Below are 23,656 nucleotides of genomic sequence, written 5' to 3'. Positions count from 1 at the left end.
CGGACGTCATGGCATCCGGGGCTGTAGTTATGGCGCTTTAACGCATTGCGTTAACGTCAGGGTACGATGTGATTTTGTTGCACCAGCTCATCGAGCGTGGTGTGTACGTTCTCCAGCGTTATGAGATTGGTTGAGTGATATGTGTTGCCCGTACCGTCGCGGTCGATGGCAATCACCGTGTTGTTACCGCTGGTGGTTACGGTGAGGTAGTTGCCGAGCGTAGCGTTCTGCCCGTTCCAGCCCACCAGCAGGTCGCCGATATCGATTTTGTCACCCTGGGCCAGCGAGAAGTTGGTCCAGGTATCGGTAGCACCATTGCTAATGTTGCCGCCGGTAGCGTCGTTGGCGTTGAGCAGGTGATAAATCAGCGTATCGCCGTAGGCGCTGCCAGTCAGGCGATCGGCATCGACGGTACTCACCACTTGCGGATTCATATTGATGGCCAGCGTAGCGGTATCGGTATGGCCATTCTGGTCGTTAAGGGTGTAGGTAAATGTCTCTTTGGTGACGATGGTGGAGAGCGAGACATCGCTGTTGAGGGCATAGGTGTAATGACCATCAATGCCAATGGTCAGTTTGCCGTACAACCCGTTAATGATGGCGCTGGTCGTGCTACTCAGCGGATCAAGCGTGGCGGTACTGCCGCCCGTGCCGTTCACCGTCAGCAAGGTATGCACGCTGGCAATATGGTCTCCGTCATAAATATTGCCGGTGACGCTGTTCGCTGTGGAAGTCTCGAAGTTTTGCAGGTCGATTATCGTGCCTTTCACGCTGGGGGTGATGGTGATATTCCCCAGCCCCAGCCCCCCGACGCTTCCGGTATAGTCGAGGCGATAGTTGCCGGGGTGCAGTACGATCCCGCTCAAGGCTATATCGATATTGCCGCCAACCAGCAATCCGCCATTGAAAGAGTTACCGGCAATCTTGATGTTGTTGCTGTCATACAGCGCCCAGGTGACGGTCAGCCCGCCCAGCGTCAGACCTGACGCGACGTTAAAATGCAGTATGGCGTTTTGCACCGCCGTTCCCGTAGCGATTTCAATGACGCCAGTACCACTTTTTGAGGTGGGTGAAAGGAGTTGGGCACTCCAGCTGGCGTTCCCGACGCTGTCGTCGGTAAACGACCGGGAAGTATCCGCCTGGGTGGTGACCGCCATCGTGCTGCTGACGTCATTTACTGCATCCAGCGCCTGCGGTGTTGGTTTGATATTCAGCGATGCACTGCCGGTATCGCCGTTTGGCGCTTTGACCTTATAGACGAAACTGTCCGGCGTATTGATACCGTCTGCGCCCAGTCCGCTTCTCAGCGTGTAGGTGTAGTTCCCTTTCGCATCAATAGTCAGCGTGCCGTACTGCCCGTTAATGGTGGTTGTACCCGTTCCGTTTACGGTGACACCGTTAACTTCGGTGATAACGGTATTGGCCGGAGCCGAGTCGTTGACCAGCAGGTTTCCATTGGTTGTCGCACTCAGGCTGTCGACGGCGTAGGTGTGATCGGCCTGGATATTCAGGGTATAGCTGGTCAGCAGCGTCAGACCGCCGGAGGCGTTAAGCAGGAACAGATAGTCACCGCCAGGCAGGGTGATGGTGTAATCCGTTGAGCTACCTCCTAGCAGCGCCGTGACCCAGTTGGGCTTCACGCGGAACTGCTCATACTGCTGAATGGACTCGTTGAAGCGATAAACATAGAGATCAAAACCGCCAACCGTGACGCCGAGAACGCTGGCCTTGACGGTCAGCGTGCGGGTTGCGCCATCATCCACATTAAATTTGATCGGATTGGTTAAACCGTTAACCAGACTGACATCCAGCACATTGCCCAGTCCGACGTTGGCGAGGGTGAAGCCGGTTTGCTGTGATGTGCCATGATCAACCGCGATGACCTGCGTCCCGTAAGTCAGCGCAGCCACATCGTCTGCCGCGGTTACCGTACTGGTGGTGGGCGCCTGACCGAGCGTTACCACCAGTTTTGCCGAGGAGTGATCGCTGCCATGCGTCAGCGTGTAGGTGAAACTTTCGGAACGGCCATACACCGAGATTGACGTATTGGTCAGGGTATAGGTGTAACTACCGTTCTGATTGATATGCAGGATGCCGTATTTCCCCTGCACATCAATGCCGCCCGCCGGGATGTTCACGACGTTGCCGTTACCGTCGGTGATGGCGGTGACCAGCGTGCCGGAAGGGGCATTATCCTGCCCGTTGGCGGGATCGGTATCGGTGATGATATTCCCGGATTCCGTGGTACCGCCGGTGATGGTCCCTGCGCTGGCTTTTACCACTGAGACATCAAGGCTGGTGTATGCCCCGGTCGCCAGCAGGTTGGTGTTGTAGCTGACCACGCGGTAATCACCGCCAGTCAGTCCGCTGTAATTGAGCGTTACGCCCGAGGCGCCCAGGGTAAGCAGGCTGGCAAAGTTTGGTTTCCCGGTATCCACCACTGTCACCCAGGTATTCAGCGCGGTGTCAAAGCGCTGGATGACGACTTCAAGCGTGTTTAAAAGCGACAGCACCACGCCGGTTGCAGCGGCATTGATCGTAATGGATCCGCTGCCGCCAGAGGCGATGCTGAAATTCACGCTTGCCGTATCGTTCCCCAGCACGTTGGCGACATTTCCCAGCGCATTGACCAACAGGAAACCATAATCGCTTTGATGCTCGGTGCTGACGGTGACATCGGTTTGTAGCGGCAGGCTGGTGACATTGTCTTCAGCCAGCAGCGGCAATACTGGTGCGAGAGCGTTTGTCGGCGATGAGGTATTTCCCGCCGCATCGGTCGCCGTGGCGGACAGCGACTGCCCTTCAATCTGGCGAACCGGCAGGTTGACACTGTAGACACCGCTGCTGTTGGCGATTGCCGTCACGCTGGTGCCGCCGGGCAGAGAAATGGTGACGGTGCTTCCCGCTTCGGCGACGCCGCTGACGGTACCGCCATCGGCGCTGATCAGGATCGTTGGCGCGGTCGGTGGTGTGGTGTCCACAATTACGCTGAACGAACCGGACAACCCACTTGCGCCGTTGGCGTTGGTTGCCGTGGCGGTAAACGCATGGTTACCTTCGCTGAGTGCACCGGATGGGGTAAAGCTCCAGATCCCGTTACCGTCTGCGGTCGTGAAGCCCATTAGCACGCCGTTGTTGTACAGATTGATGACGGCGTTAGCCTGCGCCGTTCCGCTGAGCGTTGGCAGGGTGTCATTGGTGGTTTTACCGGGAGCGACGGGTCCCATGATAGTGCCGACGTCATCGAGCACGCTGGCAATAACAGGCGCAGGTGGTACGCCGGTAAACGGTGCCAGCACGTTACCCGCCGTACTGATGTTGCCTGCGGCATCCTGTGCGCTGACCAGCAGAGTTTGCCCACTGATTTGCGGTGGGTTCAGAGTGAAGGTGAAATTACCGGAGGCGTTGGCGGTTGCCGTGCCGAGCACCGTTCCTCCGCTGGAGGTAATAATGACCGTGCTGTTTGGCTCGGCAACGCCGGTGAGCGCGGTGCCGTTGGCGTTTACCGCCAGCCCGGTTGGGATACCCGGGGCAACGGTATCGACCACGATCGCTGCCGCAGACGATATGCCACTGGTATTACCCGCACTGTCCGTTGCAGTGATGGTAAACGAGTGGGTACCTTGTGCCAGCGCGGTAGTCGGGGTGTAGCTCCAGTTGCCGCTGCCGTCCGCCGTTACGCTGGTGACAAAGCTGCCGTTATCATAAATATCAACTCGCGCGTTGGCTTCCGTGATGCCGTTTAACGTTGGGCGCGCGTCATTGGTCGGCTGATTGCTGCCAATCGGCCCGGTGTTTGGCCCGACATCGTCAATAATGCTGCTGATTGAAGGCTGCGTCGGCGCCGTGGTGTCAACCACCACGCTAAAGCCTGCCGTCGCGCCGCTTGTGTTGCCCGCCGCATCGGTGGCGGTGACGGTGAAGGAGTGCGATCCATTTGCCAGCGGTGTGGTTGGGGTAAACGACCAACTGTTATTGCTTTGCACCAGCGCGGTACCCAACAGGGTGCTTCCGTCATAGATGCTGATAGTGCTGCCTGCCTCGGCGGTGCCGTTCAGCGTCGGACGTGCATCGTTGGTCAGCTGTCCGTTGCTGAGCGCTGCATTGAACACGCCGCCTGCGATATCATCCACCACAGAGACCAGCAACGGGACGGATGGTGCAATGGTGTCGACATTAATCGTAAACCCGCCTGAGACAGGACTCACGTTCCCGGCGGCGTCGGTGGCGATGGCGGTAAACACATGCTGACCGTTGCCAAGTGTGGTGGTCAGATATTCCCAGGTGCCGTCTATTGTCGCAGTCACCGTTGCCAGCAGCGCGCCATTATCGTAGATGGCTACCCGGGCACCGGCTTCCGCTGAGCCGCTGAGTACGGGGCGGGTGTCGTTGGTAGAGGCTCCGTTCGATAGCGTTCCGGTTCCCGGCTGCACGTCATCAAACGCCTGGATAATCGTTGGCGCAAGCGGGGCGACGGTATCAACAACGATGTTAAATCCTGCAGATGTCGGGCTGACGTTTCCGGCCGCGTCGGTGGCTGTTACCGTCAGCGCGTGGTTACCGTTGCTAAGTTGGGTTCCCGGTGTGAAGCTCCAGGCGCCCGTACCATCTACAGGAGCAGATCCGATCAGCGCTCCGTTATCGTAAATTTTCACCGTGGAATTGGCTTCTGCCGTACCGCTAAGCGTCGGGAGTGGATCGTTCGTGGCCTGACCGTTGTTCAGATTTCCAATCAGTGGGCCGACATCATCCGCAACCTGAGTAATCACTGGCGCTGTCGGTGCCAGAGTATCGACAGTGTAGGTAAAGCCACCAGAAGGCAGGCTGGTATTGCCTGCGCTATCTGTAGCCGTGACGGTCAGAGTATGCTGGCCGTTACCCAATGCCGCGGAGGGTGTAAAACTCCAGCTTCCGCCTGCGCCGACGATGGTGGTGCCAATGGCCTGACCATCGCTCAGGACGGTAATCGTCGCGCCAATTTCACCGGTACCGCTGAGCGCCGGGCGACTTTCGTTGCTGATTTGCCCATTGGAGATTGGCCCGGTTGTCGGCGCGGTATTGTCCTGAACGGTCAGAATTACCGGTGCAGACGGGGCAATAGAGTCCAGCTCAATAGTAAACGATGATGATACTCCGCCTGTGTTCCCCGCCTGATCTGTGGCAACGACGGTGAAAATATGTTGCCCCTGTCCCAGTGGAGCATCCGGAGTGAAGCTCCAGTTACCTGACTCGTCCACCTGAGTTGTACCTATTTCAGCGCCGTTATCACGGATCGTGATGATGGCGCCAATCTCGCCTTTGCCGTTCAGGGTAGGCTGCGCATCGTTTGTAAGCTGTCCGTTGGTCAGCGCGGTATTGCCGGGCTGATCGTCAATTACTGAGGTAATGCTCGGTGTGGCTGGCGCCAGCGTGTCGACGACGACCACAAATGGTGGCGTTGTCGGGCTAATGTTACCCGCGTTATCTGTAACGCTGGCAGTCAGCGAGTGGCTTCCTTCTCCGAGAGCAGGGACAGGCGTAAAGCTCCAGTTGCCATTTTCGTCGCTGGTGGTTGTGCCGATTACCGTGCCATTATCGCGGATGGTAACAACCGAATCCGCCTCGGTAACGCCAGCAAGCGTTGGGGTATTATCATTGGTCAACTGCCCGGAGGTCAGGGGCTGGATCGTACCAACGTTGTCCGTGACCGTCACAATAGATGGCGCATTCGGTACCAGGGTATCGACAATGATCCGGAAATCACTGGATGGATCTCCCTGGTTGCCAGCGGCGTCCGTTGCGCGGGCGGTAAAGAGATGATCGCCTTCTCCCAGCGGTGCTGTCGGGGTAAAGCTCCAGAATCCGTTACTGTTTACGGTCGTTGTGGCATAAGCGATACCGTTATCGTAGAGGGTAATGGTTGCCCCGGGTTCGCCAGTTCCGTTGAGCGTCGGACGTGAATCATTTGTAATTTGCCCTTTATCCAACGATCCAGTTCCGGGGGCAACATCGTCGATAATGCTGGTGATCGTTGGCGCTTGCGGTGCCGTCGTGTCGATGGTGATAGCGTAGTTGGGTGACTGACCGCTCAGTATGCCATTGACGGTTTGCGCCACAGTGAAGTTATAGGTTACGCCATTAGTCAGTGGGTCGGGTAACTGATAACTCCATGCGCCAGACACGGCATCGGCAGTTACCGTGATGGGGAGCAATGTGCCATTTATATAAATATTAACAGTCGCCCCTGCTGTGGCCGTCCCTTGCAGCAACGGTAATGTGTCATTGGTAGTTTTACCGTTGCCAATTACCCCCATGATGGGTGCAATGTCATCAACGATCTCAAGCGTTGGTGGATGAGGAACGCTGGAGGTTGCAGCGTTAAACGTTGTCGGATCGCTTTGATTTCCAGCGGGATCCTGAGCGATGGCGTTGAGCGCCTGACCGGTTGTTTGTGCTGGCGAAATTGTGACAGCGAAGTTACCTGAACCGTCTGCGATCCCTTGGCCGAGGATCGTGGTACCGCTGCGAATGATGACGGTACTGCCTGGATCGGCAGAGCCGCTAACCAGCGTACCTTTCGGGTCTACGCTGGTAACCGTAGGCGTTGCAGGCGGCAGGGTATCGACAATCAACGTCAGCGGGTTATCTGCTGTCAGTGAGTTACCTGCGTCATCCACGGCGCCGAAAGTCAGTGTGTGAGTGACATTGGGCGTGAGGGGGACATCCACACTCCAACTGCCGTTAGCAGCAACGATAGCTGTCGCAATGGCGATGGGATTGTTACCATCGAAAATCAAAATCGTACTGCCCGGTGTGCCGGTACCGCTAATGGTTGGCGTTGTATCGTCCGTGACGCTGCCGCTGGTTAGCGAACCGGTAAAGACGCCAACGTTATCCTGGATATCCGTGACCTGCGGCAACGTTAACTTCGTGTTGTTAACCGTAAACGAAATGCTGTTTGAATTGTCGCTGACGTTACCTGCGGGGTCAGTTGCGGTAGCGCTTAATGTGTAGTTTCCGTTTGCCAGCGCAGTCCCGGGGGTAATACTCCAGGTACCGCCTGCCACCGTTGCAGTGCCGATCACCGTACCGCCGTTATACAGAGTGATGATGTCTCCATTGACACCTGTACCACGAATGGTTGGCGTGGTGTCATCGGTCACGGCGTTGGGCGCAAGGTCACCCATGATATCGCCGACGTTATCATTGGCGGCGATAATCACCGGCGGCGCAGACGGCGTCGTGTCGATGTTCAGTGTTATAGCTGTTGATGGCTGGCTGACGTTGCCTGCCGGATCGGTTGCGGTGAGGGTTACCTGGTAAGTACCTGGAGTAACCGGTGCTGGCGGAGTAAAGCTCCAGGTTCCGTCTGCACCTACTGTTGTCGTTCCCTGCAAAGGGGGAGTGCCGTTCAGATAAATGGTAATCAAATCCCCGACGTTTCCCGTGCCGCTAAAGGTTGGCGTGGTATCGTTGGTGTTGCCGTTAGTGACCACACCTGTTACCGGAGCCACATCGTCGGTAATGATTGGCGCGGCTGGTTGTGCGGGAGGTGTGTTGTCTACCGTCAGGGTAAAGCTGGCTGATGGGATCCCCGTGTTGCCTGCAACATCAGTCGCTGTAGCGGTGAATTTGTGCGGTCCGTCGGCGAGTGAGGTTGGGGTAAATGTCCAGGTGCCGTCTGGCTGTACGGTGACGGTGCCAATGGAACCGCCATTATCATAAATCGTAATCTTCGCGCCGGGCTCGCCGGTTCCGGAGAGTTCGGGATTTAAGCTCTTGGTACTGCTGCCGTTACTCAGCGTTTGTAGATTTGTCCCAATCAGACCTTCTGCGGAGCTGATAACTGGGGCTGCTGGTGGGGTGGTATCAATCGTTAGCGTAAAGGTCCCGGCATTACTGGCGTTGCCTGCAACGTCCGTGGCAATAGCGGATAAATTGTGTGAGCCTTCACTGAGCGGTTGGTCGAGTTGAATACTCCAGGTGCCTCCGGGCAAAACAGTCGTGCTTCCAATTGGCGTAGTTCCATCATAGAGAGTGATCTTAGAACCGTCTGTTCCGGTTCCTTTCAGCTCTGGCAAGGTATCGTTTGAACGGCTTCCGGTAGGCAGATCGATCGGTGCATTCCCAACGTCGTCGGTAGCAGCCAAAATGACAGGATCGCCTGGCGGTTGGGTATCTACGGTAACGCTGACCACTGTGGGTGAGGTGATGACATTACCGGCGGCATCAGTTGCCGATACCGTAAACTGATGGGTGCGATCGCTGAGCACCTGATTCCCCGGAACGGTATAACTCCAGGTACCCGAGCTGTCGACAAGAATAACCGTCAATAACTGAATGCCATCGTACAGGTTCACCAGTGAACCTGGCTCACCGGTACCCGAGATGGTTGGCGTATTGTCGTTGGTGACCCAACCGTTATTTGCAACGCTGCCCGTAATGCTGCCAACGTCATCGTTAACCAACGTTATCACTGGAACAGTTGGCGCAATGGTATCGACAATTATTTTCCAGCTTGCCGCGCTGCTGGTGTTATTCGCGGCGTCTGTGGCTGTCACCGTGAAGATGTGAGCGCCCTCGCTTAGCGCCGAGACTGGCGTATAGTTCCAGTTACCGTTGATATCAGCGACAACGGTCGTCAGCAGGGTGCCGTTATCGTAAATTTTGACCTGAGAACCTGCTTCGGCGGTGCCTTCCAGCTTAGGTTTGCTATCGTTGGTCACATCGCCGTTTTTGAGAGGGCCCTGGTACATGGGCTGGTCATCCGTCACGGCGGTGATGATGGGTGTTCCGGGGGCGGTAATATCCGGAGCCACCGCGGAAGTTGGCTGACTCTCGTTATTGCTGCTGTCCGTTGCGGTAACTTTTACCGTTTCGCCGTTCATTTTCGACGGCGTAATCGACACCGTGAAGTTGCCGCCGCTGTCTGCCTGGCCTGTGCCGATCTGATTACCATTGCTGTCTTTTACGGTGACGGAGCTTCCCGCTTCAGCATGTCCGCTTACAGAACCACCGTCCCCGGCGACGATGACGCCGGTAGGCGCGTCAGGTGCCGTGGTATCCGGGGCGGTAATCGCGCTGTTGCCGCTGGTATTGCCAGCCGCATCCGTCGCGTTGGCGACAAGATGTTCTCCGTTGGTCTGCGGCGGAACCAGCGTGGCGGTGAATTCTCCGTTCGAGCCGGCGGTTGCTGTTCCAATTATCGCGCCACCAGGATCCAGAATATGTACCGTACTGTTGGGTTCCGCCATGCCGGTAACCTGATCGCCTGTAGGATTAATCACCAGATTAGCTGGCGGTTGTGGTGCTGTGATGTCTGGCGCGAGCGCGGTTTCCGGTTGGCTTGGGTTCCCGGCGGGATCGGTGGCAATAGCGGTAATGGTTTCACCATTGGTCTGTGGCGGGTCAATGGTAATGGTAAATGAGCCATCCGTTCCGGCGACGCCGCTGCCGATCTGAAGACCGTTATTATTGATGGTCACGGTACTTCCTGGTTCGGCTGTACCGGTGACGACAGAGCCGTCGGCAGATACGTTCAGATCGTCCGGCGCTGACGGTGGCTGAGTATCGATAGTGATATTGAATGCCGCTGACGTTCCTCCCGTGCCCAGGTGGTTGGTTGCTGTGGTGGTGAAGGAGTATGAGTCGTCCTGCAAGTTGGTGTTGGAGGTCCAGGTCCAGTTGCCGCTGGAATCGGCAAGCACGCTTACAACAAGCGCACCGTTGTTATAAATGTTAACCGTGCTGTTGGCGTCTGCGGTACCCGAGATCGTAGGCGTTGGGTCGTTGGTGGCCTGATTATTGTTCAATGGTCCAGTTGAGGGGGTAACATCATCCACAATGCTGATGATAACGGGTACGCCCGGGTAGCCAGAGTTAGTGGCATTGAAGGAGGTATCTGGCCCGACGTTGCCTGCCTGGTCCTGAATCTTCGCGATCAGCGCTTCACCGTGCGTCTGTGAAGGTGAAATCGCGATGACGAAATTGCCGGTTTGATCAACGGTAGTTGAACCCAAAACCTGATTATTACTACCGATGATAATGACCTGGCTTCCCACCTCTGCACTACCGGTTACCTCGGTGCCTTGCAGGTTTACGGAGGAAATGACCGCGCCTTCAGGCGGGGTGGTATCAACGGTGAATGTCGGTACACTCGTTTCCGTGCTCACGTTACCCGCATCGTCAGTTTGCGTCAGCGTCAGATTGTGAACACCGTCGCTAAGCGGTGTATCCGGTGTAAACGTCCAGTTACCATTGTCATCCACCTGAACCATGCCAATCAGAATGCCATTATCAGAAATACTGATGTAAGAGCCCGCCTCACCAGTGCCTGTGAGTGTTGGAGTGGCATCGTCGGTTATGCCGTTATTACCTATCAAGCCTTTAATGGAACCTGAATCGTCAGTTACTTCTGTGACTACAGGGGCGTCGGGGGCAAGCGTATCGACAATAATCTCCCAACTGTCCGACATGTCGCTGCTGCCCGTACCGTCTGATGCACTGACGGTAAACTTGTGGGTACCGTCTGCGAGCGGAGAGGATGGCGTAAACGACCAGTTGCCGTTGGCATCTATAGTGACCTGGCCGATTTCGACGCCGTTATCAAAAATATGCAATGTGGCATTTGCGGGGCCGGTGCCCTGGAGAGTGGGCGTATTATCGTTGGTGGATTCCTGCTGATTAACAGGACCAGTAATCAGCTCCTGGTTATCGATTATGCTGGTGATAGCGGGTACGTCAGGCATGTTAGGGGTTGTTGTTGGCGGTGAGCCGCCATCCCCATTATTACCGTTGCCATTTCCGCCATTTCCGCCATTTCCGCCATTTCCGTTTCCGGCGTTATTATCACTCCCACCGCCGCCGCCGCCGCCACCTGCGGCGAGGCCAATTCCGCCTGCGACCGCGATCCCACCAAGAACCCACGGCCAGACGGCGCCGCCTTCATGGCTTCCCTCGGCAGTCATTAGTGGAGTGAGATCGTCCAAATGCTGGAAATGGAATGCCCCATCAGTATCCTGAACCCACCACAGCGCACCATTACTGTCTTCCAGAACAAGCTGGTTTTGCGCATCACCTTTTCCGACGTAGAAGTTCTTAATGGTGATGGTTTCACCTGAGCGGAGTGTGACAACCAGATCCTGATTAACGCGTGTCAGTTGACTCACCTCCTCACGCGACACCGACAGTTTCACGATAGAAGGCGAACTGAGCGTAACTTCAGAGGATTCAACATTTGTGGAAACGCCAGTTAATTTTGATACAACGGCGAGTAGACGCATATGTTCACTCCTGATGGCATGTCGGGAGTATTAATCCGCAACAGCGCGCTGGGAAAATGAGCAGACAGGGGTCCCGTTCATCATAAAGATGAATTTAGACATGTAATTACATTGATTAGGTCATACAGATGTTCGTTTACTTATCAAATACGTTCGGGACCTGTCGGTTGAATAGTTCTTTCGTATTAGATGATATAGTCAGAAAGAAAGTATTCTGCAACTTATCCATATTAAAAATATATTTGGCTTATTGAAAAGGATACTTTCCGGTGCGTATTTAATGGTTGGTTTTTTAGTTAATTTATTGTATTTAAAGGGTTTGTGATTTAACTGAAATGAGGTGGTGATATAATAAACAACAGTAATAATAGTGTTATTAAATAAGTTTAAATACAGGTGGTATGGTCTTGAAGTTTTATTTTATTAGACTATGGAGTGCTACGGTAATGCCAGGGAAGTTTATTTTATACCTGAACGATTCAGCTCAAATAAACCATAAACTCGATGAATGTATTAGGTGGGTTTCAATAACTAAAAAATAAGAACCAGTCTCAGGATGAGAGACTGGTCATAGGGGAGTAGCGATTAGCGACCAGCATTTTTCATAATACGTGCTTTATCTAACTGCCATTCGCGTTCTTTCACATCGGAGCGCTTGTCGTGCTGTTTCTTACCTTTTGCGACGCCAATTTTCACTTTGCACCAGGCATTTTTCCAGTACAGTGAAAGCGCAACGACGGTATAACCGTCACGATTCATACGACCATACAGGGAGTCGAGTTCACGCTGGTTTAACAACAGCTTACGGGTACGGGTGGGATCACATACCACATGCGTTGAGGCAACAGCCATCGGTGTGAAGTTGGCGCCAAACAGGAACGCTTCGCCGTCTTTAAGGATGACGTAGCTGTCGCCGATGTTAGCTTTACCCGCGCGCAGGGATTTGACTTCCCAACCTTGCAGAGCGAGTCCTGCTTCGAACTCTTCTTCAATAAAGTATTCGTGTCGTGCGCGCTTGTTCAGCGCGATTGTGGCTGAGCCAGGTTTGTGTGCTTTTTTCTTCGTCATAATGCCGCTCAGTATAGGTAATCTGGAATCGAAAAACACCCCATTTCATCCAGCGGGGCGCAAGGCGCTATCTTAGCACGAGTTAGGCTATAGCGTTTTTTTTAGCGGGGGATAAATGGTATTATTTGTGTGATTGATATTGATGGAAATTGTTATGCCTCAGATTAGCCGGACCGCTTTAGTACCTTACAGTGCGGAACAGATGTATCAGCTAGTGAATGATGTTAAATCCTATCCCCAGTTTTTACCGGGTTGCACCGGTAGCCGTGTGCTGGAGTCAACTCCGGGACAGATGACAGCGGCGGTGGATGTCTCGAAAGCAGGGATCAGCAAAACGTTCACTACGCGCAATCAACTGACCAGTAACCAGAGCATCCTGATGCATCTGGTCGACGGACCGTTCAAGAAACTCATTGGCGGATGGAAGTTTACGCCACTGAGTCATGAAGCGTGCCGCATTGAATTTCATCTCGATTTTGAGTTCACCAATAAATTAATCGAGCTGGCGTTTGGTCGTATCTTTAAAGAGCTGGCTTCAAACATGGTGCAGGCCTTCACGGTTCGCGCGAAAGAGGTTTACAGTGTCAGCGTCAGCTAAAATTGTCGTTGAAGTGGCGTATGCGCTGCCCGAGAAACAGTATCTACAGCGTGTAACGCTGCAACAGGGTGCTACGGTGGAAGAGGCTATCCGCGCTTCCGGGCTGCTGGAATTGCGTACCGATATCGATCTCAGCACAAATAAAGTGGGCATTTACAGCCGTCCGGTAAAGCTTGCTGATGTTCTGCAGGACGGTGACAGGGTGGAAATCTACCGGCCACTGATTGCTGATCCGAAAGAGCTGCGTAGACAGCGAGCAGAGAAATCCGCTAAAAAATAGCAGACAATAAAAAAGGTGCTCATTGAGCACCTTTTTTGATCTATCAAACCTACTTGTTGTCGGTCAAAGCAGGTTTGTTATCAATGTTGGTCAAAACGCCGCTGCTGTTAAAGGTTAGCGTCAGTGTTTGCTGGGTTACGCCTTCATGACCAGGTTGCTGACGGAACACATAAAACCAGGTGTTAGTGCCAAAAGGATCGGACATCATTGGTGTACCCAGAGCATAAGCAACCTGCTGTTGCGTCATACCCGTGCGCACTTTGGCGACATCGGTAGGTGTCAGATAATTTCCCTGGTTGATGTCAGGGCGGTAAACCACTCGCTCCAGAGTGGAACAGCCTGCAGTCAACATCAGTAGTACTGCTGCAGCAGCAGTCAGCGTTTTACAGCGCATAGTGATTTGATTCCTTTTCGGGCCCGAGCAGTACGCGGCTCATATGTAATATGCCGATGATAATAGACCTTTCACCACTTTAAAACCTTTTGCTGTCGGGTCGGTCGGCGATTTTATGTTGAACTCAGACCTTAACAAGGTAAAAAAGTTTATGCCGCCAGCAGTTCTTTTGCATTTGCGAGGGTATTGCGCGTTACTTCGCTACCGCCAAGCAGGCGGGCTAATTCCTGCAGGCGAGCGCGTTTATCAAGCGGCTGCATGTGTGTTTCGGTCATCGCGCCATCCGTTTCTTTGCTGACGTAGAAGTGTTGATGGCCACAGCCAGCAACCTGCGGCAGGTGAGTAACACACATTACCTGAGTTGACTCGCCCAACTGACGCAGCATTTTTCCCACTACCGCAGCAGTCGGGCCGCTGATACCGACATCCACTTCATCGAAAATCAGCGCAGGTGTTTCCATTTTGCGTGCGGTAATAACCTGAATAGCCAGCGCAATGCGCGACAGTTCCCCACCTGAAGCCACTTTCGCAATCGGCTGCAACGGCTGGCCTGGGTTAGTGGTCACTTTAAACTCTACGCGATCGGCACCGTCTGCGCTCAAATGATGTTCCTCAAATTTCACATCAATGCAAAAGACACCGTGCGGCATTGAGAGAGTATGCATGCTCTCTGTAATCAGTTGTCCCAGTTCCTGAGCATAATGCTGGCGCTGTTTGTGCAGCATTTTTGCCGTTTCCAGAGCCTGCTGGTGGTGATTATTCACCGCCAGGGTTAAGGTTTCGAGCGAGTCGGCCTGATCGTCTAACTGCTGTTGTTCATCCAGCAATGACTGATAGAACTGTGGCAGCGCTTCAGGGGCAACATGATGCTTGCGGGCCAATGAGATTTGTTTGGAAATACGCTGTTCAAGTTCGAACAAACGGTTAGGGTCCAAATCCAGACGATCGCAATAGTGGCGCAGCTCGTCGCTGGCTTCGCTGAGCTGGATAGTGGCCTCTTCCAGCATATCCAGGATACCGGAAAGTTTGCCGTCCATGCCTGCCAGTTCAGTGACCAGGTGCTTTGCGGTGTACAGTTGGCTTTGCAGGTTGATGTCTTCGCCATCCGCCAGGATAGCCAGCGCCTGTTGGCTGGTGGTGAGCAATTGCCCGCTGTTAGCCAGACGCTTGTACTCTTCATCAATTTGCTCAAATTCACCCGGCTGCGGGTTGAATTCGTTCAGTTCCTTTAACTGGTATTGCAACAGTTCCGCCCGGGCTGCGCGTTCCTGACTTTGTTGTTGATGATGCGCCAGATCACGACAGCTTTGGTGCCACAGCTGGTAGCGCGCAGCCATTTCCTGAGTCAGGGACGCTTCATTGGCGTAACTATCCAGCAGAGACTTTTGGTGTTCTGATTTTGTCAGGAGCTGATGCGCATGCTGACCGTGGATTTGAATAAGCAACTGGCCCAGCTCGCGCAGCTGTGACAACGGTACGGCAGTGCCGTTAATGAAGCCGCGTGAACGTCCGTCGCTGCTGATAACACGACGCAGCAAACATTCACGGCCTTCCTCAAGCTGGTTTTCTTCCAGCCAGCGCAGAGCCGCGGGGGTGTCTTTTAAGGCGAATCGCGCGCAGAGGTCGGCTCGCGTGGCGCCTGCACGTACCATGTCGGCGTCTGCGCGTCCGCCCAGGCACAAACCGAGAGCATCAATGGCAATGGACTTACCCGCACCGGTTTCACCGGTAATAACGGTCATTCCGTTCTGGAAATCGATCTCAAGTTCACGAACGATAGCAAAATTGCTGATGGTCAGTTGTGCCAACATAGCTGTTTTCCTGTATGAAAAACCATAACTGTAATTACATACAGTATAAACTGGTTTTTTATACAGTAAAGAGGTTGGCGTTAAATTAGAATAATTTTTTTGACCAGCCTAGTTTAGTGCTTAATGTGTTGAAATAGCTGTAATCTTTTGGGTGTATCAGGTTTAGATGATAATCACAGCGGCGAATTAATACGTCTTCACCTTCCTGTATAGGCAGGGCGATCTGGCTGTCGCAACTGATTTCCAGATCGTTACGGCGATGAGAGAAGCGCAGGCGAATGGTGCTGCTACTGTTGATCACCAGCGGTCGCGCGGAAAGCGTATGCGGGAACATCGGGACCAGCGTAATAGCATCCAGCGAAGGCGTCAGGATCGGACCTCCGGCAGAGAGCGAGTAGGCGGTAGAGCCGGTCGGTGTGGAAATAATCAAGCCGTCCGAGCGCTGGGAGAAGGCAAAAATTTCATCGATATAGACTTCAAATTCAATCATGTGCGCCACTTTTCCGGGGTGCAACACAACTTCATTGATCGCCGTGCTAATACGCTTCTGGCAATCCTGTTGGCACACCTGGGCTTCAAGTAAAAAGCGCTTTTCGCTGATGTAGTGGCCTTCCAGCACGTCAGCTAACTGTTGGTGGGCATTGTCTGGGTCAAGGTCGGTCAGAAAACCGAGATTACCGCGGTTAATGCCAATAACCTTGATGTCATAACGTGCCAGGGTGCGTGCGGCACCCAGCATATTGCCGTCGCCGCCGACTACCACGGCGAGGTCTGCCTGCTGGCCAATCTCTGCGAGCGTACCGGTTTTCACATTTTTCAGCTGCAGCTCGTGGGCGATTTGTTGCTCAACGATAACCTCATAACCTTTGGCGCACAGCCAACGGTAGAGCATTTCATGTGTGGTCAGTGCAGTGGGGTGACGTGGATGCCCCACAATGCCAATACACTTGAAATGTTTGTTCATTTTCTCGAGGTCCTTGTAACGAAGATTAGTGACAATGTGAGTACTTCCCTTGAATCCCTGAATCTGATCCCCATAATAAGCCAAGTTAGCGAGATGAATGCGAAAAAAACGCGGAGAAATTCATGAGTAGTAAAGAACAGAAAACGCCTGAGGGGCAAGCCCCGGAAGAAATTATCATGGATCAGCACGAAGAAGTTGAGGCGGTTGAACCAGACGCTTCTGCTGAGCAGGTGGATCCGCGCGATGAAAAAATTGCGAATCTGGAAGCTCAGCTTGCTGAAGCCGAAACGCGCGAGCGCGACAGCGTGTTGCGTATCAAAGCGGAAATGGAAAACCTGCGTCGTCGTACCGAACTGGACGTAGAAAAAGCGCATAAGTTTGCACTGGAAAAATTCGTCAACGAACTGCTGCCGGTGCTGGATAGCCTGGACCGTGCGCTGGAAGTTGCGGACAAAGACAATGACGCTATGGCGGCTATGGTCGAAGGTATTGAGCTGACCCGTAAGTCAATGCTGGATGTTGTGGCGAAGTTTGGCGTACAGGTGGTTGCGGATATCGACGTGCCGATGGACCCGAACGTGCACCAGGCGATTGCAATGGTAGAGTCTGACGACGTTGCTGCCGGTAATGTGCTGATGGTTATGCAGAAAGGCTATACCCTGAACGGACGTACCATCCGTGCGGCGATGGTCTCTGTGGCGAAAGCCAAAGGCTAATTAGCCTCAGACCGGGTAATGCTGATGCACTACCCGGTCTGGATTACTCTCACTGGTCCGATACGCTTTCCCGCAGCGGTTTGACGGGCAACACCTGCACCTGTTTAATCATATTATCCTGCACGTCGAGAATATCGATATCGTACTGCCCAATACGCACACGTGTGCCAGCAATCGGGATCTCTTCCAGCGCTTCAAGAATAATACCGTTCACAGTACGTGCGTCATCTTCCGGCAGATGCCAGTTAAACGCCTTATTGATTTCACGAACGTTGGCGCTACCGTCAATGATCACCGAACCGTCATTCTGCGGCGTGACTTCTTCGGCAAGCGTCGGTGACATTGAGGTCGTGAAGTCACCAACAATCTCTTCCAGGATATCCTCGACCGTAACCAGTCCCTGAATATCGCCATATTCATTGACGACCAGGCCCACTTTCTTCTTATTGCGCTGAAATTTAATGAGCTGGGTGCTGAGCGGTGTGCCTTCCGGAACGTAATAAATTTCGTCGGCGGCGCGTAACATGGTCTCTTTGGTGAACTCTTTTTTCTCGGCCATCAATCGCCAGGCTTCACGTACGCGTAGCATGCTGATGGCGTCGTCGAGCGAGTCGCGATACAGCACAATACGACCGTGCGGAGAGTGCGAAAGCTGACGCACGATTGATTTCCAGTCATCGTTAATATCAATGCCGATGATTTCATTACGCGGGATCATGATGTCATCGACGCTGACTTTTTCCAGATCCAGCACTGACAGCAGCATATCCTGGTTACGGCGTGAGATTTGCGAGCGCGATTCATTCACCAGCGTTCGCAGTTCATCTTTACTCAGCGAACCGCTCACTACGATATCCGTTTTGATGCCCATCATGCGCATCAGCAGCCGCGTGATGGTGTTGAGTAGCCATACTAACGGCATCATCAGAATCTGCAGCGGAGCCAGCAGGACGCTGCTCGGATAGGCGACTTTTTCCGGATATAGCGCGGCAATCGTCTTTGGCAGCACTTCGGCAAAAACCAGCACCACAAACGTCAGTACCCCGGTGGCAATAGCGACGCCCGCATCGCCATACAGGCGCATACCGACAATGGTGCCGAGCGCGGAGGCCAGAATATTCACCAGATTATTACCGATGAGCACCAGGCTTATCAGGCGATCCGGCTTGCGAAGTAACTTTTCAACGCGTTTCGCCTGTCGATTTCCCTGCTTGGCCCGATGACGTAGACGATAGCGATTCAGGGTCATCATTCCGGTTTCAGAACCGGAAAAATAGGCGGAAATGACCACCATGATGAGGAGCGTGACAATGAGCGTGGTGGTGGAGATGTGTTCCACGTAGGATTCCTTAAAGATTTAACTCACGAACTGCTGCAGGATGCGACTGCCGAAATAGGCCAGCGTCAGAATGCCTGCGCCTGCGACGTTAAACCATACGACGCGACGTCCGCGCCAACCTTCATGGTAATGCCCCCACAACAGAACGATATAGACAAACCATGCCACGATAGAGAGAACGGCTTTATCAATGTTCTCGGTACTGAACAGGTTATGCATGTAAAACAGGCCAGTGCACAGGGTGAGCGTCAGCAGAACCACGCCAATTTGGGTGATATGAAACATTTTCCGCTCAATACTCATCAGTGGCGGCATCTCATTGCTGAAGGCCAGTTTCTTGTTTTTCAGCTGGTAGTCAATCCACGCAAGCTGTAGCGCATAGAGTGCGGCGATAATCAGCGTGGCGTAAGCGAACAGCGATAGCCCGATGTGAATCATCATGCCCGGCGTAGCTTCGAGATGAGTGATGAACTCGTTAGGCATAAACGTAGCGAAGGCCAGGTTTATCAGCGCAAAGGCGTAGACAATAGGCAGCAATAACCAGCCACGATTGCGGGACGCGACGATGGTCATTACCGTACAGATCATCAGGCTTACCAGCGAGCCGACGTTCAACAGACTCAGGTTTTGTCCGCTTTCACCGCCGGGTAGGATACGCGCTTCCAGGGCAATAGCATGGCTTACCAGCGCAACGACCGCAGAAAGAATAGCCATACGCCGCCAGCCGCTGTTTTTTTGCAGCAGTGCGGGAATAATCAGCGCGAGGCTGACTGAGTAGGCGACAAGGGCGAGCAGAGCAAAAACGGGCATATAGGTGTCGACAGTTGGCCAGTGATAAAGAAAAGCAGTATAGCGTTACGTGACCGCTGCTCCAACCGTTGCATAACAACAAAGGCGGCTTCATGTTATACTGCGACAAATTTCTGTTGATGTGTCGCTGTCGCGACCGACCGTTTCCACCCCAGGCGAGAGACAATGTTTGATAATTTAACCGATCGTTTGTCGCGCACGCTGCGCAATATCAGTGGCCGTGGACGCCTTACTGAAGACAACGTTAAAGAGACGCTGCGCGAAGTGCGCATGGCGCTGCTGGAGGCTGACGTAGCGCTGCCGGTAGTGCGTGAGTTTATCAATCGCGTAAAAGAGAAAGCGGTTGGTCATGAAGTTAACAAAAGCCTGACGCCGGGTCAGGAGTTCGTCAAGATTGTCCGTAACGAACTGGTTGCGGCAATGGGCGAAGAAAACCAGACCCTGAATCTGGCTGCACAGCCGCCAGCCGTGGTGCTGATGGCGGGCCTGCAGGGTGCGGGTAAAACGACCAGCGTCGGTAAGCTGGGTAAATTCCTGCGCGAGAAGCATAAGAAGAAAGTGCTGGTGGTCTCTGCGGACGTTTATCGCCCGGCGGCGATTAAACAGCTGGAAACGCTGGCCGAGCAGGTCGGTGTGGACTTTTTCCCGTCGGATGTCGGCCAGAAGCCGGTCGATATCGTTAACGCCGCGCTGAAAGAAGCCAAACTCAAATTCTACGACGTGCTGCTGGTGGATACCGCTGGTCGTCTGCACGTTGACGAAGCGATGATGGACGAAATCAAACAGGTCCACGCTTCTATCAAACCGGTAGAAACGCTGTTTGTGGTCGACGCCATGACCGGTCAGGATGCCGCGAATACCGCAAAAGCCTTTAACGAAGCGCTGCCGCTAACCGGCGTAGTGCTGACAAAAGTTGATGGTGATGCCCGTGGTGGTGCGGCGCTCTCTATTCGTCATATTACCGGTAAGCCGATTAAATTCCTCGGCGTCGGCGAGAAAACCGAAGCACTGGAGCCGTTCCATCCGGACAGGATTGCTTCGCGCATTCTCGGCATGGGCGACGTGCTGTCGCTGATCGAAGATATCGAAAGCAAGGTTGACCGCGCGCAGGCAGAAAAATTAGCCAGCAAGCTGAAAAAAGGCGATGGCTTCGATCTCAACGATTTCCTTGAACAGCTCAACCAGATGAAAAACATGGGCGGTATGGCAAGCCTGATGGGCAAGCTGCCGGGCATGGGTCAGATCCCTGACAATGTGAAATCGCAGATGGACGATAAAGTGCTGGTGCGTATGGAAGCCATCATCAACTCGATGACGATGAAAGAACGCGCTAAGCCGGAAATTATCAAAGGTTCCCGTAAACGCCGTATCGCTGCCGGTTGCGGTATGCAGGTTCAGGACGTAAACCGCCTTCTGAAACAGTTCGACGACATGCAGCGCATGATGAAGAAAATGAAGAAGGGCGGAATGGCGAAGATGATGCGTGGTATGAAGGGGATGATGCCGCCTGGATTCCCAGGCCGCTAATCGGCCTGGCTTGTTTGCCATTTCGGCACCGGGGTGTGCTCGCCATCCTCACGTACTGCGTGTACGCTCCGGTGGCTGCGCGCACGCCGGCACCGAACTGACGGCACCGCCAACGGCCTTTTATAGCAGAGTTATCAACTGCTGATTGCATTTTCCCCAGAAATCAGTAAAATTTTCGGGCTTTTAATATGACACCCGGGCTCCGTTCCTCGATGGGGCCTGGGTGTTTTATTCACACAAGAGGATGTTATGGTTACTATTCGTTTAGCTCGTCACGGCGCTAAAAAGCGTCCGTTCTACCAGGTTGTTGTTACCGACAGCCGTAATGCACGCAACGGTCGCTTCATCGAGCGCGTTGGCTTCTTTAACCCAATCGCTAGCGAAAAAGAAGAAGGCACTCGCCTGGATCTGGATCGCATCGCTCACTGGGTTGGCCAGGGCGCGACTATTTCTGATCGCGTAGCTACGCTGATCAAAGCAGCAAACAAAGCAGCTTAATCTGTCACGGTGGTCATGATGAGCAAGCAACTCGCCGCACAGGCTCCTGTGGAACCCATCGTTTTGGGGAAAATGGGGTCTTCTTACGGTATCCGTGGTTGGCTCAGAGTGTTTTCTTCCACTGAAGACGCCGAAAGCATTTTTGACTATCAGCCCTGGTTTATCCAGAAGGCGGGTCAGTGGCAGCAAGTACAGCTGGAAAGCTGGAAGCACCACAATCAGGATCTGATCATCAAGCTGAAAGGCGTTGACGATCGTGATTCGGCGAATCTACTGACTAATTGCGAAATTGTCGTGGATTCCTCGCAGTTGCCAGCGCTGGAAGATGGTTCCTACTACTGGAAAGACCTTATGGGCTGCCAGGTAGTGACTACTGAAGGCTACGATCTCGGTAAAGTCGTCGATATGATGGAAACCGGTTCGAATGACGTCATCGTCATCAAGGCAAACCTGAAAGATGCGTTTGGTATCAAGGAACGTCTAGTGCCGTTCCTCGATGGGCAGGTTATCAAGAAAGTCGATCTCGCTACTCGTACTATCGAAGTAGATTGGGATCCTGGTTTTTAAACCACCGGATAAACGGTAAAAGTCGGCGTTATGGGGATTGGCTTGTGTTTATAGGTATCGTTAGCCTGTTTCCAGAAATGTTCCGCGCAATTACCGATTACGGGGTAACTGGCCGGGCAGTAAAAAATGGCCTGCTGAACATCCAGAGCTGGAGTCCTCGTGACTTTACTCATGACCGGCACCGTACCGTGGACGATCGTCCTTACGGCGGCGGACCGGGGATGTTAATGATGGTGCAACCTTTACGGGACGCCATTCATGCAGCAAAAGCTGCGGCTGGTGAAGGCGCAAAGGTGATTTATCTGTCACCTCAGGGACGCAAGCTTGATCAAGCGGGCGTTAGCGAACTGGCCACGAATCAAAAGCTGATTCTGGTATGTGGTCGCTATGAAGGAATAGATGAGCGCGTGATTCAAACCGAAATTGACGAAGAATGGTCAATCGGCGATTACGTACTCAGCGGTGGTGAGTTACCGGCAATGACGCTGATCGACTCCGTTTCTCGGTTTATTCCGGGAGTTCTGGGTCATGAAGCTTCGGCAATCGAAGATTCTTTTGCTGATGGGTTGCTGGATTGCCCGCACTATACCCGACCTGAAGTGTTAGAGCAGATGGAAGTACCGGCAGTGTTACTGTCGGGGAACCACGCTGAGATACGTCGCTGGCGTTTGAAGCAGTCGCTGGGCCGGACCTGGCTTAGAAGACCTGAACTTCTGGAAAACCTGGCTCTGACTGAAGAGCAAGCAAGGTTGCTGGCGGAGTTCAAAACGGAACACGCACAACAGCAACATAAACATGATGGGCAGGCGTAAGCCCCCAATATCAGTTTACCCAGGATAAGAGATTAAATTATGAGCAACATTATTAAGCAACTTGAACAAGAACAGATGAAGCAGGACGTACCTTCCTTCCGTCCGGGTGATACCGTGGAAGTGAAAGTATGGGTTGTTGAAGGTTCCAAAAAACGTCTGCAGGCATTCGAGGGCGTGGTTATCGCTATTCGTAACCGCGGTCTGCACTCTGCATTCACTGTTCGTAAAATTTCCAACGGCGAAGGCGTTGAGCGTGTCTTCCAGACTCACTCTCCGGTAGTTGACAGCATTGCTGTTAAACGTCGTGGTGCCGTTCGTAAAGCTAAACTGTACTACCTGCGTGAGCGCACTGGTAAGTCTGCTCGTATCAAAGAGCGTCTTAACTAAGATTCGCGCAAGCGACATCCTGTTAGAAAAGGGCTGGCCGAAAGGCTGGCCCTTTTTTTATCCCGACGTTTACTCTTTTGTGCTTTATGGCAATAGAAGGACTGCGCGGCGCGCAGCCAGTTGGGGGATGATTATGGTGTCGTGATCACGACCGCCACGCGGCGGTTTTCAGCGCGACCTTTTGATGTCTGGTTGCTCGCAATGGGATATTTCTTCCCGAGTCCCTGAGTAGTCAGATTGGTGCGAGGAATATTAGCGCCCTGCGCCCAGGCATCGGCAACGACATTAGCGCGTTTGAGTGACAGAGCTTCGTTGTAGCTGTCTTCGCCGTAGTTATCAGTATGACCATCCAGGCGAGCATGATTCAGCCCGGTAGCTGCTAGTTTGGATGCCATTTCCTTGATCTGTTTTTCACTTTCAGGACGGAGTTTATAGTCATTTTTGTCAAACAGGATGGTATCAGACAGGCCGAGAGACCAGTCTCCTGATGCTTCAGTAAATCCGTATGATTTCATGGCTGCAATTTGCTCCGGGGTAAATTTCCCCTGAGGTGCCTGACAGCCAGCCAGAATCAGTAAAAGCAGAAGAAACGGGGATAATAAACGTTTTAGCATGTGTGTAATT

16 protein-coding genes are annotated in these 23,656 nt (G+C 53.3%); 8 read left to right on the top strand and 8 right to left on the bottom strand.

Going from position 1 to position 23,656, the window contains the following annotated elements; genetic code table 11:
* Window positions 1-56: 56 nt before the first annotated feature.
* Window positions 57-11,261, bottom strand: coding sequence for a BapA/Bap/LapF family large adhesin (locus tag OGX94_RS20835; RefSeq protein ID WP_286569878.1), 11,205 nt, complete (start codon window positions 11,259-11,261; stop codon window positions 57-59).
* Window positions 11,262-11,846: 585 nt separating this feature from the next.
* A complete protein-coding gene (gene smpB, locus OGX94_RS20830; RefSeq protein ID WP_003031211.1) occupies window positions 11,847-12,329 on the bottom strand; it encodes an SsrA-binding protein SmpB in 483 nt (160 codons plus the stop codon).
* Between the two features lie 154 nt (window positions 12,330-12,483).
* Between smpB and ratA the strand changes: the two genes are divergently transcribed.
* Both ratA and OGX94_RS20820 read left to right on the top strand, forming a co-directional pair.
* Window positions 12,484-12,927, top strand: a complete 444-nt coding sequence (ratA, locus tag OGX94_RS20825; protein WP_003826396.1) for a type II toxin-antitoxin system toxin RatA — start codon at window positions 12,484-12,486, stop codon at window positions 12,925-12,927.
* Window positions 12,911-13,207, top strand: a complete 297-nt coding sequence (locus tag OGX94_RS20820) for an RnfH family protein (protein WP_063941897.1) — start codon at window positions 12,911-12,913, stop codon at window positions 13,205-13,207. Before ratA ends, OGX94_RS20820 begins: the two co-directional genes overlap by 17 nt.
* A gap of 49 nt (window positions 13,208-13,256) precedes the next feature.
* Here the strand turns inward: OGX94_RS20820 and bamE are convergent, their stop codons facing one another.
* From bamE to nadK, 3 genes are all read right to left on the bottom strand, one after another.
* Window positions 13,257-13,601, bottom strand: coding sequence for an outer membrane protein assembly factor BamE (gene bamE, locus OGX94_RS20815; RefSeq protein WP_003826401.1), 345 nt, complete (start codon window positions 13,599-13,601; stop codon window positions 13,257-13,259).
* Between the two features lie 149 nt (window positions 13,602-13,750).
* Window positions 13,751-15,412 (bottom strand): DNA repair protein RecN, encoded by a 1,662-nt coding sequence (gene recN / locus OGX94_RS20810; protein ID WP_286569876.1) that lies wholly within the window; start codon window positions 15,410-15,412, stop codon window positions 13,751-13,753.
* A gap of 85 nt (window positions 15,413-15,497) precedes the next feature.
* On the bottom strand, window positions 15,498-16,376 hold the full coding sequence (gene nadK / locus OGX94_RS20805) for an NAD(+) kinase (protein WP_003826406.1): 879 nt from the start codon (window positions 16,374-16,376) through the stop codon (window positions 15,498-15,500).
* Between the two features lie 122 nt (window positions 16,377-16,498).
* Between nadK and grpE the strand changes: the two genes are divergently transcribed.
* Window positions 16,499-17,092: a nucleotide exchange factor GrpE gene (gene grpE / locus OGX94_RS20800; protein WP_003826408.1), complete on the top strand. Its 594-nt coding sequence runs from the start codon at window positions 16,499-16,501 to the stop codon at window positions 17,090-17,092.
* A 49-nt stretch (window positions 17,093-17,141) separates the two neighbouring features.
* Here the strand turns inward: grpE and OGX94_RS20795 are convergent, their stop codons facing one another.
* Window positions 17,142-18,431: an HlyC/CorC family transporter gene (locus tag OGX94_RS20795; protein WP_003826409.1), complete on the bottom strand. Its 1,290-nt coding sequence runs from the start codon at window positions 18,429-18,431 to the stop codon at window positions 17,142-17,144.
* Window positions 18,432-18,449: 18 nt separating this feature from the next.
* The gene (locus OGX94_RS20790) at window positions 18,450-19,241 is read right to left on the bottom strand and encodes a cytochrome C assembly family protein (protein WP_003031224.1); all 792 of its coding nucleotides are present in this window, start codon (window positions 19,239-19,241) and stop codon (window positions 18,450-18,452) included.
* Window positions 19,242-19,406: 165 nt separating this feature from the next.
* Here OGX94_RS20790 and ffh point away from each other — a divergent pair, with 165 nt between their 5' ends.
* The 5 genes from ffh to rplS all read left to right on the top strand — a co-directional run bounded on the left by ffh (window position 19,407) and on the right by rplS (window position 23,032).
* On the top strand, window positions 19,407-20,768 hold the full coding sequence (gene ffh, locus OGX94_RS20785; protein ID WP_003031226.1) for a signal recognition particle protein: 1,362 nt from the start codon (window positions 19,407-19,409) through the stop codon (window positions 20,766-20,768).
* 249 nt (window positions 20,769-21,017) lie between these two features.
* Window positions 21,018-21,266, top strand: coding sequence for a 30S ribosomal protein S16 (gene rpsP, locus OGX94_RS20780; protein WP_003031228.1), 249 nt, complete (start codon window positions 21,018-21,020; stop codon window positions 21,264-21,266).
* An 18-nt stretch (window positions 21,267-21,284) separates the two neighbouring features.
* Window positions 21,285-21,833, top strand: a complete 549-nt coding sequence (gene rimM, locus OGX94_RS20775) for a ribosome maturation factor RimM (protein WP_003031230.1) — start codon at window positions 21,285-21,287, stop codon at window positions 21,831-21,833.
* 44 nt (window positions 21,834-21,877) lie between these two features.
* On the top strand, window positions 21,878-22,645 hold the full coding sequence (gene trmD / locus OGX94_RS20770) for a tRNA (guanosine(37)-N1)-methyltransferase TrmD (protein WP_003826417.1): 768 nt from the start codon (window positions 21,878-21,880) through the stop codon (window positions 22,643-22,645).
* A gap of 39 nt (window positions 22,646-22,684) precedes the next feature.
* Window positions 22,685-23,032: a 50S ribosomal protein L19 gene (gene rplS / locus OGX94_RS20765; protein ID WP_002914145.1), complete on the top strand. Its 348-nt coding sequence runs from the start codon at window positions 22,685-22,687 to the stop codon at window positions 23,030-23,032.
* 131 nt (window positions 23,033-23,163) lie between these two features.
* Here the strand turns inward: rplS and OGX94_RS20760 are convergent, their stop codons facing one another.
* Window positions 23,164-23,646 carry an OmpA family protein gene (locus OGX94_RS20760; RefSeq protein ID WP_003826447.1) on the bottom strand — a complete coding sequence of 161 codons (483 nt, stop codon included), beginning with the start codon at window positions 23,644-23,646 and terminating at the stop codon, window positions 23,164-23,166.
* Between the last annotated feature and the right edge of the window lie 10 nt (window positions 23,647-23,656).

Source organism: Citrobacter sp. Cpo037, from assembly GCF_030332945.1.
In the GTDB taxonomy this organism is placed as follows: Bacteria; Pseudomonadota; Gammaproteobacteria; order Enterobacterales; family Enterobacteriaceae; genus Citrobacter; species Citrobacter portucalensis.
The sequence above is the reverse complement of the archived record's forward strand: the minus strand, read 5'-3'. Positions and strand labels throughout refer to the sequence as shown.

Excerpts from the sequence above, each read along its gene's own strand:
- rplS (WP_002914145.1), top strand. The coding sequence starts at position 22,685 with ATGAGCAACATTATTAAGCAACTTGAACAAGAACAGATGAAGCAGGAC.
- ffh (WP_003031226.1), top strand. The coding sequence starts at position 19,407 with ATGTTTGATAATTTAACCGATCGTTTGTCGCGCACGCTGCGCAATATC.
- recN (WP_286569876.1), bottom strand. The coding sequence starts at position 15,412 with ATGTTGGCACAACTGACCATCAGCAATTTTGCTATCGTTCGTGAACTT.
- OGX94_RS20760 (WP_003826447.1), bottom strand. The coding sequence starts at position 23,646 with ATGCTAAAACGTTTATTATCCCCGTTTCTTCTGCTTTTACTGATTCTG.
- bamE (WP_003826401.1), bottom strand. The coding sequence starts at position 13,601 with ATGCGCTGTAAAACGCTGACTGCTGCTGCAGCAGTACTACTGATGTTG.
- OGX94_RS20790 (WP_003031224.1), bottom strand. The coding sequence starts at position 19,241 with ATGCCCGTTTTTGCTCTGCTCGCCCTTGTCGCCTACTCAGTCAGCCTC.
- OGX94_RS20835 (WP_286569878.1), bottom strand. The coding sequence starts at position 11,261 with ATGCGTCTACTCGCCGTTGTATCAAAATTAACTGGCGTTTCCACAAAT.
- ratA (WP_003826396.1), top strand. The coding sequence starts at position 12,484 with ATGCCTCAGATTAGCCGGACCGCTTTAGTACCTTACAGTGCGGAACAG.
- rpsP (WP_003031228.1), top strand. The coding sequence starts at position 21,018 with ATGGTTACTATTCGTTTAGCTCGTCACGGCGCTAAAAAGCGTCCGTTC.
- rimM (WP_003031230.1), top strand. The coding sequence starts at position 21,285 with ATGAGCAAGCAACTCGCCGCACAGGCTCCTGTGGAACCCATCGTTTTG.
- grpE (WP_003826408.1), top strand. The coding sequence starts at position 16,499 with ATGAGTAGTAAAGAACAGAAAACGCCTGAGGGGCAAGCCCCGGAAGAA.
- smpB (WP_003031211.1), bottom strand. The coding sequence starts at position 12,329 with ATGACGAAGAAAAAAGCACACAAACCTGGCTCAGCCACAATCGCGCTG.
- nadK (WP_003826406.1), bottom strand. The coding sequence starts at position 16,376 with ATGAACAAACATTTCAAGTGTATTGGCATTGTGGGGCATCCACGTCAC.